This window comes from Paraburkholderia sp. J8-2 (assembly GCF_905220195.1).
Classification (GTDB): domain Bacteria; phylum Pseudomonadota; class Gammaproteobacteria; order Burkholderiales; family Burkholderiaceae; genus Paraburkholderia.
Window position 1 is genome coordinate 1 of sequence record NZ_CAJMZA010000017.1, and the last position, 15,760, is coordinate 15,760.

Genomic DNA, 15,760 nt, shown 5'->3' on the forward strand with positions numbered 1-15,760 from the left:
GGTGAACGGTCTGGGTTCGGCAGGTATTGCGGTACTGACCTCCAGCCAGGTTGCACAGCTCGGCACGGCCGACCTGAACGCGCTGAACACGGCTGAAGTGCAGGCGCTGGGCTCGGCAGGCATTGGCCAGCTGACGTCTTCGCAAGTGCAGTCGCTGACCTCGACGGCGCTGAACGCGCTGACGACGTCGCAGCTGGCGACGCTGTCGGTGAACCTGCTGACGAGCGCACAGGTTTCGGGTTTGAGCACGGGCCAACTCGCGGCGCTGAGCTCGACGCAGGTGCGCGAGCTGAACTCGGCTGACATCAAGGCGCTGAACAGTTCGCAACTCGCGGCGGGTCTTGGCACGGCCGGCATTGCTTCGCTGAGCAGCACGCAGGTGCAGTCGCTGAGCACGGCAACGCTGAACGCGCTGAGCACGGCGCAGCTGGCAACGCTGGCAATCGCCTCGTTGACAACGGGTCAGGTGGCGGGTCTGAGCACGACGCAGCTCTCGAACCTCGGATCGTCGCAGCTCCAGAATCTGACGTCGGCGGAAGCGAAGGCACTCAGCTCGAGCCAGATCAGCTCGCTGTCGACGGCGGGTCTCGCGGGCCTCAGCAGCAGCGCGCTGCAGAGCCTGACGACGGGCCAGATCTCGGGCCTGACCAGCAGCCAGTTGGCCAGCGGCTTGACCACCAGCCAACTGAGCTCGCTGACCAGCACCCAGGTCAACGCGCTGACGTCGGCACAGGTGGCGGGCCTCAGCAGCGATCAGCTCCAGGCGCTGCATCTTCACTAAGCGCTGAAGCTAGCGCACGGTTACGTCTTCCCGCTCGGTCCGAAAGGGCCGCGTGGGGGACGTATCGGAGACACGACAGAGCGTTTTATCCACGAGGCCAGGCCTACCATCCCACGGTATGCTTGGCCTCTTTTATTGAGGGCTACTGCCATTCGAGGCGACTGTCCGACAACGTTTGCTCAATCCCATCTACTTATGATTTCCCAGACGAATCCGGTCGAAGCCGGATACACAGGCAAGCTCGTGTCGGCCTGGCGCGCAGGCCTCAGCCTGAACGAGGTCGTGGATTACTGTTCCTCGCTGGGCGCGGCCGGCCAGCATGAACTGGCCGCTGTGCTTTACCAGACCTGGCTCGCACGCAACAACACGCCGTTCAATCATTTTGTCCTGTTCAATCTCGGCGCGAGCTACAACGCCCTCGGGTTGACCGAGGAGGCGAAGAGCGCCTTTCTGCGCGTGGTCGAAATCGCGCCTTCGTTTGCGCAAGCGCACGTCAATCTCGCCATCATTTACGAGCGGATCGACCAGATCGACTCCGCGATCGCCGAATGGACGTGGGTTGCCAATACCGTGTCGCCCACCGATGCCGAGAACGCGCCGTTGCGCATGCAGGCGTTCAACAATCTCGGCCGCATTCACGAGAACAAACGCAATTACGCGGAGGCGATGAACTGGCTCGTCAAAAGCCTGGAAATCGATCCGTCGCAGCCGGACGTGCTGCATCACCTCGTTTTCCTGCGCGCGCGGGCCTGCGAATGGCCGGTCTATGCGTCGTTGCCCGGCGTCGATCCCGCGCTGATGCGCCGCTCGACCTCCGCACTTGGCATGATTTCCCAATCCGACGATCTCGATGAGCAACTGGCCGCCGCTCGCCAGTTCGTCGCCGCCAAGCTCAATTGCGATGTGCCCGCGTTGGCGGAGAAGAAAAATTACGGACACAAGAAGATCCGTATTGGCTATCTGTCTTCAGATTTGTGCCTGCATCCGATCGCCATGCTGGCTGCCGAACTGTTCGAATTGCACGACCGCAAGCGCTTCGAGGTCTATGGCTTTTGCTGGACGAAAGAAGACGGTTCGGCGCTGCGCCAGCGCGTGATTCGCGGCATGGATCATTTCGAGCGGATCGACGGCCTCACCGATCAGGAGGCAGCAGAGCTGATCCGCAAGCACGAGATCGACATTCTGGTCGACCTGCACGGGCAGACACTCGGTGCGCGCCCGCAAATTCTCGCCGCGCGCCCGGCTCCGATCCAGGTGACCTATCTCGGACTCGTGGCCACGACGGGCTTCCCGTTCATCGACTATGTCGTTGCCGATCAGTTCGTCATCCCGAAGAAGTCCGCGAAGTACTACACCGAGACGCCGCTCTATATGCCCGACGTCTATCAGGTGAGCGACCGCCAGCGCGTGATTGCCGCCGCGCCGTCACGCAAGGACAGCGGATTGCCTGAGGACGCCGTCGTGTTCTGCTCGTTCAACAATAATTTCAAATACACGCCGGAGGTCTTCGACGTCTGGATGCGCATTCTCGGGCGCGTGCCCGGCAGCGTGCTCTGGCTGCTCGCCGACAACGTCTGGGCGCAAGCGAATCTGCGCAAGGAAGCGGAAAAACGCGGCATCGATCCGCAGCGTCTCGTGTTCGCGCCGCGCGTGACGCCCGAGCACTATCTCGCCCGCTACCTGGTCGCCGACCTGTTCCTCGACACGTTCCCGTTCAATGCGGGCACGACCGCCAACGACGCGCTCTGGGCCGGGCTGCCGCTTCTGACCTGCTCGGGCCAGTCGTTCGCCTCGCGCATGGCCGGCGCGCTCCTGACCGCGGCCGGGCTGCCGGAGCTGATTACCCACAATTGGGAAGACTACGAGGAAAAGGCGGTCGCACTCGCGACCGACCCGGCGGAACTGCGCCGCCTGCGCGGCGAGCTTAAGCAGGTCAAAGAAAGCGGCGTGCTCTACGACACGCCCAAGTTCGTGCGCAATCTCGAGAAGCACTTCAAGCGTGTGGTGGGCGAACTTGCCGCCTAGGGCATGAAGCGCAGACGCGGCGCGCGTTGATCGGCGCCGCGTCGCTTGCCTCGCACGAACGCCGGACTGGCCCCGGCGTTGCCCAGAAGAAAAAAAGCCCGCGCAAGGCGGGCTGAGGCGATTGAAACGTGAGCTAGCGCTGAGATTGAGCTCACGCCACGCTAGCTCTGAACACGTACTGGAGCGCTTTCGAGTCCTCGACCGCAACATTCGCATCGGCGCCCGTTGCCGTTGCCATCGCGCGAATAACGGGCAAAAAGGCTTCGCGTTGCGGTTCGTGGAATACGCGGGCTTTGCCGGCGTCGACAACGAAGCCCGCGTTGCGGAACATTTCCAGCATCGTGACGCGCGAAAACCATCGGATATGCGTGCGGTCGAACAAGCCGGAATCCTGATACCGGAAATCGCCTATGCTCAAGCGCGCCTGCACGCTCCAGTGTTGCGCGTTGGGAATACACGCTACGACACAGCCGCCGCGACCCATCGATTCGCGCAGTTTTTTCAGCAGCGCCCAGGGATCGTAAAGATGTTCGAGCACATCGCCGAAGACCCAGCAGTCGGCCTCGAAGTCCGTGCGCAACTGCTCGACGGACACCCGTTCGATATCGACATCGACCACACGGTCACAGTGCTCACGTGCCATCTCGGCGTAGGCCGGAACGATTTCGATGCCGGTGTAGTGCGCCGCCGGATTCGACTTTTTGTATTCACGCGCAAGGGCCCCGGAGCTGCAACCCACCTCCACCACGCGCCGTGCGGCTGTTGGCATGAGTTGGAGCAGGTCCGGGTTGTGATTCTGATGCACAGGAGTTTGATCCACCGTCCTACTCCTTATATTTGCCCAAATAGAGGTCGTAACCTTCGCGCCAGGCGCGCGGTCCGAACGAGCCGACGCTTTCGTGAACCACGCTCAACGGCCACGTTCCCATGCGCAGACCCTTGAGTTCGGCCTGGCGGCAGAGGTCCATGTCGTAGAAGTGGAACTTGAACTGCTCGTCGAAGCACAGTCCACTGGTCTGCAGCGTTTCGCTATCCGCGATCAGCATCAGGCCGTCGAGGAGCTTGCATGCCTGTCTGGAGGGGCCGAAGTTCAATACGTTGTTGCTCGGAAAGCCCTTGCCGTGGCCGACGGTTCCACTCAGGTATTTCAGCTCGTCTCGACGCAGGTCCGGCGTAGCAAAGCACCATGCCGGCTGGCGAGGCAACCGGCGCAGGTTGCCGGCAAGACCCACTACGTCGAAATGGGCGAGCGATTCACGGATGCGCTCGCTCCAGAAGTAGTCGCTCAGCCAGACGTCGTCGTGAACGAATACGAGAATGGCCGGATGCTGCTTCGCGTAGTCGATTGCCGCGTTATAGATGCTGGAGAGGCCGCGCGTGTTGTTGTCGAACAGCTGAAGCTGCATGCCGGGCTGGTTTTCATAAAGCTTCAGCGAACGCCCCAGCGCCGTTTCACTAAAAAATTCCTGACGGCTGCAACGCGTGCCGCAGACGAAACGAATGGGTTTCAGATCTGCGGGAATGCCGCCGGTGTCGATCAATAGCGCTTGTCGCAGGGCTGCCTGCGGGTCGGGAACCGGCGTGGCGCCCGGCAACGCGGGCCTATCCTCGGTCCGCGCCGGCACTTCGAAATGCTCCGGTTCGAGCCCATCGCACCACCGCTGCCACATGATGCGCAGCGCGCGCGACGTTGCATCGGCGATCGTGCTCGCGTCGATAAGCGGCGACTGCATGCAGTGCTGACGCAACTCGCGGCGCACCGTTGCGAGTGCGTCGAGGTCGTCGGCCAGTGCGGCACACTTGCGCACGAAGTCGTCCTTGTCGCGCGCGACGAATGCCTCGTCGAGCCCGAGGTGCGAGAGCCATCCCGTGCTGCCGCGGCTTGCCATCGAAACGCTGGGCAGCGTCATGGTCGGCACGCCCATCCACAGGGCCTGCATCGTGGTGGTCGAACCGGCGAACGGGAACGCGTCGAGACACACGTCGATCAGATTGTGCTGCTGCAAATAGGTCGTCACGCCCTTGCGCTGAAGAAAGCCAATGCGTTGCGGGGCCACCCCTTCGTCCGCGAACATTTTGACGAGCTTGGTCATCTGCTCCGGCGCCGTGATTGCGCCAATGAGCATGCGTGAATTCGGCACCTCGCGCAGCACGCGCGCCCAGAGCGCGATCACTTCCGGCCCGACTTTCACGAGCCGGCTGAAACTGCCGAACGTCAGATAGCCGTTTTTCAGGGCCGGCAACGGATTGACCTCCGGCGACTGCGGGTGAGGCTTGAATGGCGCGAGCGCCGGAAGGAACACGAGCTTTTCGGAGAACTGATCGGCGAACTGTTCGAGCGGCGTGACGAAACGGTCCGACATGTAATAGTCGATGGCCGTCAGGCCGGTCGTAGCCGGGTTGCCGATCCAGCTCACCTGAACCGGGGCCGGTTTGTGCGCGAAGGTCACGAGCCGGTTGCGCCCGGTATGGCCCGACAGGTCGATGAGGATATCGATGCCGTCGTCACGGATCTTCTGCGCGAGCGAGGTGGCATTCATGCTGAAGACTTCATGCCACGTTTGCGCGTGCGCCCGGATTTGCTTCGTGAAGCCGTCGGTGATCACATAATTCGAGTAAATGTGCAGCGACAGGCTGGTGTCGCGCGCCAGATGCTCCAGCACAGCGAGAAAGAAATAAGCGACGGGGTGATTAACCAGGTCTCCCGAAACGAAGCCGACCTTCAGTTGCCGTGATGGATTGCGGTCATTGGTATGTTTCGGCCAGCGCGCGCGCAGCGGGGCTTCCTGGTGCGCCGCGAACTCGCGGAATTCCGCGAATGCGCTTGCTGCATCGAGATCGATCTTGTGCATCAGGCAGAACAGCAGATTGCTGCGCGTTGCAGCCTGCATGGGTGCCAGTTCAAGTGCGCGGCGAAAGGTGGCCTCCGCTTCGTCATACAGTCCATGCAGCATCAGCGCGTTGCCGAGCGCGTCGACTTCGAGCGCGTCGGTTGGCGCCAGCTCGACCGCGCGGCGAGCATGGGCGAGACCTTCGGCGTGCTGGCCCATTGCCTGCAGGGTGCTGCCAAGCGTGCGATGCATCGCTGCGCTCTCAGGATGTTTTTCGAGACCCTTGCGGCAGCGTACTTCGGCTTTCCGATACTGGCGGGTGATCAGCAGCCCGTCGGTCAGCATCGTGAGCGCGGTGAGGTCATTGGGCAGCAAGTCGGCGGCACGCTCGGCGGCGCCCACGGACTCCGGGTACTGGCCCATGTTGCGCAGCGCGGATGCGAGCGTAAGCCAGCATTCGCCGTGCGACGGATATTGTTCCGTCAGGCGTTGGGCGAGCTTCAACGCGGCATCGATTTTTCCGCTGTTGACGAGCTGCACATATTGGCGCATTTCCTTTGGCGGGGCCCGGCGCGTATCGATTTGCACGGTGGCCGCCGCTTCCACCGTTTCCGCCGTTTGAAGCGCTTCTTGCGCAGGCGTATCGCTTTGCGGCGAGGCTTCGGGCGAGGGCGCCGGCGCGGCCTCGCTCGCGGCATTGGGCTGGCTGATGCGAGCGCTCAACGTCTCGACTGCCTCTGCAGGAAGGCCGTATTCCCGATGCGCGATGGCGAGTGCGATCCGCGCCGCTTCCAGCTGATTGCTGCCGACGAGGGCGTTGATGTAGTAGACCCAGATTTGCCCGTTTGACGGCACCTGACCGAGCGCGGCTTCGAAATGCGCCACGGCTTCGGCTGGCTGGTCCGTTTGCATGCGCAGCACGCCAAGATGGTAATGGGCGTCGACATGATCGCTGACGCGCTCGAGGACGGCGGCGTAGAGTGCGGCGGCTGGCGCGTATTCCTTGTTGCGATGGTGCTCGATCGCGGTTTCCATCGCGCGTTCGATGTCGCCTCCTGGCTGCGATGCGGGCGCGAGCGCGGTGGTTTCGGTCGGAGTTGGGAAAGCAGTCATGACAAAGGCGAGCTTGCGCCGCAGGAAGCAATGGTAAGGAAATTATCGCGGCCGATGCCTTTCGTTAATGCGCCGAGTTGGCGTCAAAACGGACGCCAATTCGACTGCAAAGGGCGTTGGCCGTCGTGCAAAAAGAGGGCGCGCAAAGAAAAAGCCCGCGCGAGGCGGGCCTGAGTAACTCAATGCGCCGCTAAGGACGCAATCGTTGGTTATTGTTCGTAAGTGCGCGGCGAGGTCTGGGTTTCAGAACTGCGCAACGCGCTGATACTGGTTCACATTACGCGTAGCCTGAATGGCCGTGCGGAATTCGGCGCTCAGCGCGGTCTGCGCCGACTGCGCCGCTTCGGCGATACGCATGTCGATTGCATGCACCTGCTTGAGCACGTCGAGCGCGGCGCCCGTTTGCTTCGGGGCGAGCGACATGAGAAGCGGCGAGCGCTCGTTCGCAAGCTCGGCCGCCTTTTCCCACTCGCCGACAGCCGCTGCCTGCTCGATGTCTTTCGTGATCTGCCAGATGCGATCGATGGGCGCTGCGAATTCCATGTCGTCTCTCCTGCCCGGTGCCTTTAGCTCTTGTTGGTGGCCAGCGCGCCCGCGCTGTTCGTGCCGCCGAAGAGCTGCGTGAGGTACTGCTGGTTGTTGTTCATCGTTGCCATCAGCGTGTTGAGCGCGGTGAACTGCGCGGTGTACATGCTGGTGAGCTGCGCCTGGTAGTCGGCGAGATTCGACTGCTGCGTCGACAGGTTCGTCAGGTCAGACTGGATCGAGTTGGTACGCGTCGTGATGATGCCCGTGCTCGACGTATAGCTCGTGATGTTGTTGTTCAGCTGGGCGGCCACGCCGTTGGTCGAATTGAACAGCGCTGCGACCGTCGACTGATTGTCCGACAGTGCCGCGTTCAGCGTGTCGCTGTCGACCGAGAGCGAGCCGTCGGCATTGAGCGTCACGCCGATCGTCGCCAGGCTGGTCGTCGTGTTGCCGCTCTTCACGCCCGTTGCCACGATCGTCGCGAGCTGGTTCTGGATCATGTTCAGCGTCGAGTCGCCGAGCAGCACGCCTTGCGACGTCGAGGTCGAGCTGAACGACGTGAGCGTGGCCATCGTCGTCACGAGCGTGTTGTACAGCGTGACGAAATTGTTGATCGCATTCGACTCGGCGCTCGTGTCCTGCGCAACCGTCAGCGTTTGTGCGCCGCTGCCCGTGCTCGACGTGTCAATGGCAGCCGAGGTGAGGGTCAGCGTGACGCCGGACAGCGCGGTTTTCACGGTGTTCGTCGAACTGGTGGCACCGGTGCCGTCGATCGTGAAATAGGCGTCCTGGGCGGCCGTGGACTGCGTCCAGGTGCCCGTGCTCGTGACGCCGCTCACCGTTGCGCCAATGCTGTCGGTGTACGAGAGCGTCGACTGGTTGGCGGTGAGGTCGCTCGAACTCGCGCTCGCGCTCGTGATCGCGGTCCCTGCCGTGGTCGTCACCGCGAGGCCGTTCAGCGCATCGCCGGTATTCGTATCGTTGATCGCGATGCTGATGCCGTTCGAAGCACCCGTCGAGGTCGAATGCAACACGAGGTGGGCGCCGTCTGCGCCATTGACGACCGTTGCCGTCACACCCGGATTGTTGCTGGCCGAGTTGATCGCCGAAGCAATGCCTGAAACGGTGCTGTTGGTGCTGTCGAGCGAGATCGTGGTGCTTGCGCCGTTGACCGTCAGCGTCATCGTCGACGCGCCCGATGCGAGCGCTGTCGTTGCGTTGTAGCCGGTCGAGGTGAGCACCTGTGCCTGCGCTATCTGCTTTACGTCCAGCGAATACGTGCCTGCTGCCGCGCCGGCGCCCGCGGTGGCCGTGATGCCGGTGCCGCTGGTCGTCGTGCTGAATGAATTGAGCGTCGTGCCGTCCGAGAGCGGAGAAAGGCCCGCCTGGAGTGCGGAAAGCGCCGCGGAAAGCGCGCCGTACGCGGAAATTTCAGTGTTGTCCTGCGACTGCTCGGCGCTGATCGTAGCCGTCTGTCCGGCAACCTTGGCGTTGACGAGCGCCGTGACGAGCGAGTTCACGTCCATCGACGAGTTGCCGGTCGAGCCGCTGACGATCGATTGGGCGGCTTCCTGCAAAGCGGCATTGCTCGCTGCAGTCGTAGCGGCGACGCTGCTTGCGATCGTGCTGGCTGTCGAACTGGATACGGTGGACATGAAGGGGCTCCGTGCGTCGGCGTTGCAGTGTGAATCAGTTCAAGTCTGGGAAACGCCAATCGGGAGACGATGCTCCCGATTGGCTTGCGTTGCGCTCGCGGGTATGGCGGCCGGGCGCGCAACGCTTGGGCTACAGAAGCTCGTATTACTGGAGGAGCTTCAGGATCTGCTGCGGTTGCGAGTTCGCTTGCGCCAGAACCGAGATACCTGCTTGCTGGAGCACTTGAGCCTTCGACAGGTTAGCCGTTTCTTGTGCGAAGTCAGCGTCCTGGATCGACGATTGTGCGCTCGACAGGTCGGTCGACTGAGCTTGCTGCGTCGTGCCGATTGCCGTGAAGCGGTTTTGTGCTGCGCCGAGCGTTGCTTGCAGGTTGTTCAGCGTGTTCAGCGCGTTGTCGATCGACTCCATGGCCATGCTTGCGCCGCTTGCCGTGCTGATGTTGACGTCTGCAACGTCCGTCGGCACGTTGTAGGAGTTGATCTGCGACGTCACTGCGGCTTCGGCCGTCGAGTTGCCTGCACCCGAGGTCGCTGCCACGTCCAGACCTTCGAGGTTCGTGTCGGTGAGCGACAGTGCCGTGCCCGAGCCCAGGATCACGCCGTTGCCGTTGGCGTCGGCGGTAACCGAAGCGCCGGTTGCGCTGAACAGCGCGTTGACAGCCGTCGAATTCAGCGCCTGGTTGTTCTGGTCCGTGAACGTGAAGCCACCGCTGCCGTCCGAGACCACGTTGATCGAGGTGATCGCTGCGCCGGCGACGGAATTGCCGTTTGCGTCGACATCGGCCGTGCCGTCCGAGTTCAGGCTCAGGCCGGTGTACGAACCGAGCGTCTGGCCAGCTTGCGGCACACCGCTACCGATCGAGGCAGCCGACATGTTTTGCGTCAGGCTCAGGCTGATCGTTTGACCGACGTTCGCGCCGACCTGGAACGACACGTTACCGAGCGTGCCGTTCAGCACGTTCATGCCGTTGTACGTCGTTTGCGAAGCGATACGGTTGATTTCCGAAACTTGCTGCGAGACTTCCTGCTGCAGTGCTGCGCGGTCGTCGTCGGTCATCGAGCCGTTGGCGGCCTGCGTGGCCAGCTGGCGGATACGCTGCAGGCTGCTCGTCAGCGACGAGAGGCCGCTCGATGCCGTTTGAACCAGCGAAACGCCATCATTCGAGTTCGACACGCCCTGATTCAGACCGTTGATCTGGGTCTGCATGATGTTCGAGATCGCGAGGCCTGCGGCATCGTCAGCTGCGCTGTTGATGCGCTTACCCGACGACAGGCGCGTGATTGCTTGCGACAGCGCGCTGCCCGAGCCCGTCAGGTTTTGTTGCGCGACGAGCGAGTTGATGTTGCTGTTAATTCCGAGCATGGAAATTCTCCTAAGCGGGCTGGAAGCCCGTTACAAGCCACTATGGCCGCGGCGGAAGCAATCTCTCATTGCTGGCCGCCTCAGTGAAGGTTGTCGGCGTGGGTAAAAAAAACTTGAGGGGAAGCATCGACAATCGAGACCTCATTTGCGCGGCGCATACAAAATGCTGTTGTGCCGCTGCGCGCTTGCCACTCCGCCCCGCACCTACGACTGCGTAATGCCGTTTGCAAGCGTGTTTACGGCAGGTATTGCGCGTGGTTTAGCGCGAACGCCGCCGGCGGCGCGATCCTGGCCGTGCGCCCGTGCCGGCTGCAGCGCCTGGCGAGGCGGCGTATCCTCAACGCTTTCCCTTTCGCCCTTTTTCTGGAGGCCCCATGGAACTACGCAGGATCGGCACTTCTTCATTGCAGGTCGCCCCGCTCATGTTCGGCGGCAACGTCTTCGGCTGGACCGCTGATGAAGCCACCTCGTTCTCGATCCTCGACGCCTTCACCGACGCCGGCCTGAACTTCATCGATACCGCCGACGTGTACTCCGCGTGGGTGCCCGGCAACCAGGGCGGTGAATCGGAGACGATCATCGGCAAGTGGATGGCCAAGAGCGGCAAGCGCGACAAGGTGGTGATCGCGACGAAGGTCGCAAAAGATGCGCGCCGCCCGGGTCTTTCAGCCGCGAACATCACGGCTGCCGTGGAGGATTCGCTGCGCCGCCTTCAGACCGATTACATCGACGTGTACTTCTCGCACGAGGACGACCAGAAGGTCCCGTTCGAGGAAACGCTCGGCGCGTACCAGCGCCTCATCGAGGCCGGCAAGGTGCGCGTGATCGGCGCGTCGAACTATACGGGCGCACGCATCGAGGAAGCGCTCGCGGTGTCGAAGAAGTCGGGCCTGCCCGCGTACCAGATCATCCAGCCCGAATACAACCTGTACGACCGCGCCCACTACGAGGCCGATCTCGAACCGGTGGCGATGGCGCAGAAGCTCGCGGTCGTACCCTATTACAGCCTTGCGAGTGGTTTTCTCTCGGGCAAGTATCGTTCGCGCGAGGATCTTGCCAAGAGCACGCGCGGCTCGCGCGTCGAGAAGTATCTCGATCACCGTGGCATCCGGATCCTCGCGGCGCTCGACTACGTGGCCGAACGCCACGGCAGCACACTCGCGGCCGTTGCGCTGGCGTGGCTGATCGCGCGCCCGAGCATTACTGCGCCGATCGCGAGCGCGACCTCGCTGGATCAGCTGGAGAGCCTGGCCGCCGCCGTGCGGCTGAAGCTCGATCCGGCGGACATCCAGGCGCTCAATGACGCGAGCGCCTGACCAGCAGGGCATTTATCCAGGTGTCCTGATTGACAGGACTTGCGCGGCGGCTGCGGCTCGCTGCGCAAGTGACTGACTAGAATCAAGAAACCCTGGTCGGGCGGATTGTTTCCTGATATCATTGAGAGTGAATTGAGATCTTTGCCTGTTTTGTTGCCGTGTTCGTTACTGTTGGCGGCCGCAAACCGGCGGTCAGGTGTGTTGCAGCAAGGTCGACCTGATCGCGTTCCGCTGTGAACCCCCTACTTCTCTTTTCCGGCCTCCGTGGCCGCCTTGCCTCTCGTTTAGCCCCAACGTGGCGAACGACCGGAGGGCCGGCGCGTGAGCGGCTTTGACGCTCACGCCTTTGAACCGTATTAAGCGATTTGAGTTAGGAAATACATGACGACGATTCTTCTGAAGGAAAACGAGCCGTTCGAAGTGGCGATTCGCCGCTTCCGCCGTGCAATCGAAAAGAACGGCCTGATCGCCGAGCTGCGTGAGCGTCAAGCTTACGAAAAGCCGACGGCCGTTCGCAAGCGCAAGAAGGCAGCTGCTGTTAAGCGCCTGCACAAGCGCCTGCGCAGCCAGATGCTGCCGAAGAAGCTCCACTAAGCTTTTTCGCTTTTCGGTGTTCCGCCAGACGGCGGCGCATGCTTCGCAAGAAGCTGCGCCGCCGTTTGTGTTTGGGCGTCCGACTATGCGTCGATTATGTGTTGATCGTGCGTGCCGGGTGGCGCTACGCGGCGTCCTTGAGGTGCCCGGGCGAGAGACCGAACTGCGCGGCAATCGAACAAAGGCGCTCGCGCCATTCCCACACGCCAAACACGTCGTGCACGTTCTGCAGGCAACTGAGCAGATTGATCGTAGCGGGATCGTAGATGTTGATATGGGCCCGCAGCAGCGCTTTTTTCAACGCGGCGACGCCCACGTCCATATAGAGCGGCACTTCGCTCGTCTCGCGGCCAATGAAGCGCACGGGTATGCCTTCCATGGCGCTCATATAGTCGCGTGGCCGGATGAAGCTGCCGACCGGGCAGCCGCCGTAGCTGTGTGCGCTGCCGTAGCCGCCCCCGCAGCCACCGCCCCGGTAGGCGCCGCCGCCGCGTGGAAGCAGGGCCGCGCGCCCCTGGCCAAAGAGATGGACCACCGCGCGGTCGAAGATCTCCTGATGGGTCAGGAAGTGGACGTTTTTCATTTCAGCCCCCTGCGGCCCAGGTGCCGGGCACAGGTTAATTCCCTTCTAATGCGGCGCCGCCGGCCTTCCGGCCGACATCACTACCCGTTCCCCTGACGCGCCTGCATTCACTTCCCGTTATAACGGCATGCCAGCGGAATACCGTGGGGCTGCGCACCATAGCGATGAGAAATTCCCCGAGCCGGTGTTGGACGCAAGCGTTCTGGTAGCTGGCAAAACCGTGCCAGACAATGATTGGCAAAGCGCATCGGAGCCCGCGCGGCACTTTCCCGGCGTGCGCACTGCATGACGTGCTTGCGCCCGTGCTTCGTTGCGCTCAGGCGCGGCGCTTCTTCTTGCCAAGTGCTGCGCAAGCCTCGCGGCGCATGCAATCGCGCTCATGGTCGTTGACCATGCCGACGGCCTGCATGAACGCGTAACAGATCGTCGTGCCAACGAATTTGCAGCCGTACTTTTTGAGTGCCTTGCTAAGGGCGTCCGAGACTTCGGTGGAGGCCGGAGCGTCCCGATACGATGCCAGGTCGTTCTGGACAGGCGTGTCGTTCACGAACGACCAGACGAACTTCGCGAGCGATCCGTGTTCGGCCTGGATTTGCTGCACGGCACGGGCATTGGCGATGGCGGCCTCGATCTTGGCCCGGTTGCGCACGATCGAGGCGTCCTGCATGAGCGTTTCGACGTGCCTGGGCGTGAAGCGCGCAACCTTCTCGATGTCGAAGTTGGCGAAGGCGCGGCGATAGCCTTCGCGCTTGTTGAGGATCGTGGACCACGAGAGTCCGGCCTGCGCGCCCTCGAGCACGATCATTTCGAACAGATGCTGGTCGTCCCGCGACGGCACGCCCCACTCTTCGTCGTGGTATTGCACATACTGCGGCGACGCGCCAGCCGATACCCAGTTGCAGCGGTGTGTCACGGTAAGTTCTCCTTGCGAGACGTCGTTCAGGCCACGCAAGCATAGCGGAACGGTGTCGTGCCGCCACCCTGGCCGGATGGCCGATTGTGCGAACCGAGGGAAGCCGTTAGTCTCTGCGGCACGACGAAATTTTTGGCTTTCGAGCCGAGCACACAGGCGCGCGAGGCGCGGCGGACATCATGCAGAAATACACCTGGCTGATTGGCGTGGATGGCGGCGGCACGGGCACGCGCATCGCGCTTGGCGACACGAATGGCGTCGAACTCGCGCGTGCCGCCGCGGGGCCGTCGGGGCTCGGACTCGGTATCGAGCGCGCCTGGCAATCGATCGAGGAAGGGTGCCGCGCTGCATTCGCGCAGGCAGGGCTTGCGTTCGACTGGTCGCAATGCGTGCTCGGCTGCGGGCTCGCAGGCGTGAACAACCCCGACTGGCTGGCGCCGTTTCGCACGTCCGCGCCGCCGGTGGCCGGACTCGCGGTGGAAAGCGACGCCTACACGACGCTGCTGGGCGCGCACGGCGGCGCGCCGGGCGTCGTGGTCGCACTCGGCACGGGCAGCATTGCAGCGGTGCTCGATGAGGACGGCCAGTGCCGCATTGCGGGCGGTTTCGGCTTTCCCTCGGGCGACGAAGCGAGCGGTGCGTGGTTCGGCCTGCGCGCGATCGTCTGGGCCCAGCAGGCGCTCGACGCGCGGGGGCCCATGGACGACTTCGCGCGGGCCCTGCTCGCACACGCGCGGGCGACCGATCGCGACAGCCTCATCGTGTGGCAGTGCGCAGCCAACCAGACTGCCTATGCGAGCCTCGCGCCGGTCGTTCTCGCGCATCGCGAACATCCGTTCGTCGCGAGGCTCCTCGCCGAAGCTGGCGTGGAGATCGCGAAGCTCATCACCGCGCTCGACCCGTCGGGCAGCCTGCCTGCGGCGCTCTCGGGCGGCCTCGGGCAGCCGCTGCGCGAGTGGGTGCCGCAAGCTGTGCGCGAGCGCCTGCGCGCCCCGCTCGCCGACTCAACGACCGGCGCGCTCCGGCTTGCGCAGCGCGAAGCCCAGCGGCTCGCACACGCCGCAGCAGGCAACTGAGCGGCGCGCGGCAAGGGGCGGGAACGTAGGTCAAGGGCGGCGCCTGGCCACAGATGCTACGATTGAACGTTTTCCGCTAGCCGCCTGCTCACCATGTACAAGGTCATTGCAACCGATCTCGACGGAACGCTGCTCAATAGCGACCATCAGGTCGATCCGTTCACGGTTGCCACGCTAGGCGCCCTCGAGGCGCAGGGGCTTCCGTTCGTGATCGCGACCGGCCGCCATTACTGCGACGTCGCCGGCATTCGCGACGTGCTCGGCATCCGGCCGTATCTCATCACCGCGAACGGCGCGCGCGTGCACGCGCCCGACGACACGCTCATTCACGCGAGCAATCTGAGCGCCCCCATGGTCGAGCGCCTCGTTGCCGCCGACACCGTGGGCGAGCACGGCCGCGTGATCGTGAGTATCTATACCGACGACGCCTGGCTCATCGACCGCGATGCACCTGAACTGCTCGCGTATCACCAGGACTCGGGGTTCGAGTACCGCGTGGCGGATCTGCGCGACTACGCGGGCGCGGGCATTGCCAAGGCGCTTTATATCGGCGATCCGGCGGATCTCGCACACGTGGCGCAGAATCTCGCGCGCGAATTCGGCGATGCGCTCTATGTCACCTATTCCCTGCCCGATTGCCTTGAAGTGATGGTGGCCGGTGTTTCGAAGGGCCGCGCGCTGCGCGTCGTGCTCGAGCGGCTCGGCATGGACGCCGCGGGCTGCGTTGCGTTCGGCGACAACATGAATGACATCGATTTGCTCGAAACGGCGGGTCATCCGTTCATGATGAACAACGCCAATCCCGATCTCATCAAGCGGCTGCCTTCGGTACCGCGCATCGGCAATAACTTCGAGGCCGGTGTCGCGCATCATCTGCGCAAGCTGTTCGCGCTCAACGACGAACTCGCGTCGTAGCTCACACGGGCGTAAGCGTTAGATGCCGTAAAGGCGCGGCGCCAGTCGCGCCTTTACGGCCTTCGCG

The 15,760-nt window shown here is 63.1% G+C and carries 12 protein-coding genes and 1 pseudogene; 6 read left to right on the top strand and 7 right to left on the bottom strand.

Features of this window, described 5'->3' with window-relative positions; all coding sequences use genetic code 11:
* Together U5A52_RS28310 and U5A52_RS28315 are read left to right on the top strand one after the other, a co-directional pair.
* Positions 1–781: pseudogene (locus tag U5A52_RS28310) on the top strand (heme utilization protein); the annotation flags it as partial.
* Positions 782–976: 195 nt separating this feature from the next.
* Entirely contained in the window at positions 977–2,806 is a 1,830-nt protein-coding gene (locus U5A52_RS28315; RefSeq protein ID WP_321937046.1) for a tetratricopeptide repeat protein, read from the top strand.
* 151 nt (positions 2,807–2,957) lie between these two features.
* Here the strand turns inward: U5A52_RS28315 and U5A52_RS28320 are convergent, their stop codons facing one another.
* The 5 genes from U5A52_RS28320 to U5A52_RS28340 form a co-directional block, all read right to left on the bottom strand.
* On the bottom strand, positions 2,958–3,626 hold the full coding sequence (locus tag U5A52_RS28320) for a class I SAM-dependent methyltransferase (RefSeq protein WP_321937048.1): 669 nt from the start codon (positions 3,624–3,626) through the stop codon (positions 2,958–2,960).
* Positions 3,627–3,630: 4 nt separating this feature from the next.
* A complete protein-coding gene (locus tag U5A52_RS28325) occupies positions 3,631–6,750 on the bottom strand; it encodes a tetratricopeptide repeat protein (RefSeq protein WP_321937049.1) in 3,120 nt (1,039 codons plus the stop codon).
* Positions 6,751–6,993: 243 nt separating this feature from the next.
* A complete protein-coding gene (gene fliT / locus U5A52_RS28330; RefSeq protein ID WP_321937051.1) occupies positions 6,994–7,293 on the bottom strand; it encodes a flagellar protein FliT in 300 nt (99 codons plus the stop codon).
* A gap of 23 nt (positions 7,294–7,316) precedes the next feature.
* Positions 7,317–8,933 carry a flagellar filament capping protein FliD gene (gene fliD, locus U5A52_RS28335; RefSeq protein WP_321937052.1) on the bottom strand — a complete coding sequence of 539 codons (1,617 nt, stop codon included), beginning with the start codon at positions 8,931–8,933 and terminating at the stop codon, positions 7,317–7,319.
* Positions 8,934–9,078: 145 nt separating this feature from the next.
* Entirely contained in the window at positions 9,079–10,296 is a 1,218-nt protein-coding gene (locus U5A52_RS28340) for a flagellin (RefSeq protein WP_321915372.1), read from the bottom strand.
* Between the two features lie 374 nt (positions 10,297–10,670).
* Between U5A52_RS28340 and U5A52_RS28345 the strand changes: the two genes are divergently transcribed.
* Together U5A52_RS28345 and rpsU are read left to right on the top strand one after the other, a co-directional pair.
* The gene (locus tag U5A52_RS28345) at positions 10,671–11,612 is read left to right on the top strand and encodes an aldo/keto reductase (RefSeq protein ID WP_321937054.1); all 942 of its coding nucleotides are present in this window, start codon (positions 10,671–10,673) and stop codon (positions 11,610–11,612) included.
* 381 nt (positions 11,613–11,993) lie between these two features.
* Positions 11,994–12,206 carry a 30S ribosomal protein S21 gene (gene rpsU, locus U5A52_RS28350; RefSeq protein WP_004198205.1) on the top strand — a complete coding sequence of 71 codons (213 nt, stop codon included), beginning with the start codon at positions 11,994–11,996 and terminating at the stop codon, positions 12,204–12,206.
* A 124-nt stretch (positions 12,207–12,330) separates the two neighbouring features.
* On the opposite strand, the gene U5A52_RS28355 is transcribed toward rpsU, so the two are convergent.
* Both U5A52_RS28355 and U5A52_RS28360 read right to left on the bottom strand, forming a co-directional pair.
* Positions 12,331–12,789 (bottom strand): hypothetical protein, encoded by a 459-nt coding sequence (locus U5A52_RS28355; protein ID WP_321915370.1) that lies wholly within the window; start codon positions 12,787–12,789, stop codon positions 12,331–12,333.
* 316 nt (positions 12,790–13,105) lie between these two features.
* On the bottom strand, positions 13,106–13,702 hold the full coding sequence (locus U5A52_RS28360) for a DNA-3-methyladenine glycosylase I (RefSeq protein WP_321915369.1): 597 nt from the start codon (positions 13,700–13,702) through the stop codon (positions 13,106–13,108).
* 179 nt (positions 13,703–13,881) lie between these two features.
* Here U5A52_RS28360 and U5A52_RS28365 point away from each other — a divergent pair, with 179 nt between their 5' ends.
* Both U5A52_RS28365 and U5A52_RS28370 read left to right on the top strand, forming a co-directional pair.
* Positions 13,882–14,778 carry a BadF/BadG/BcrA/BcrD ATPase family protein gene (locus U5A52_RS28365; protein WP_321915368.1) on the top strand — a complete coding sequence of 299 codons (897 nt, stop codon included), beginning with the start codon at positions 13,882–13,884 and terminating at the stop codon, positions 14,776–14,778.
* 93 nt (positions 14,779–14,871) lie between these two features.
* Positions 14,872–15,693 carry a Cof-type HAD-IIB family hydrolase gene (locus U5A52_RS28370; RefSeq protein WP_321915367.1) on the top strand — a complete coding sequence of 274 codons (822 nt, stop codon included), beginning with the start codon at positions 14,872–14,874 and terminating at the stop codon, positions 15,691–15,693.
* The last annotated feature ends 67 nt before the right edge of the window (positions 15,694–15,760 follow it).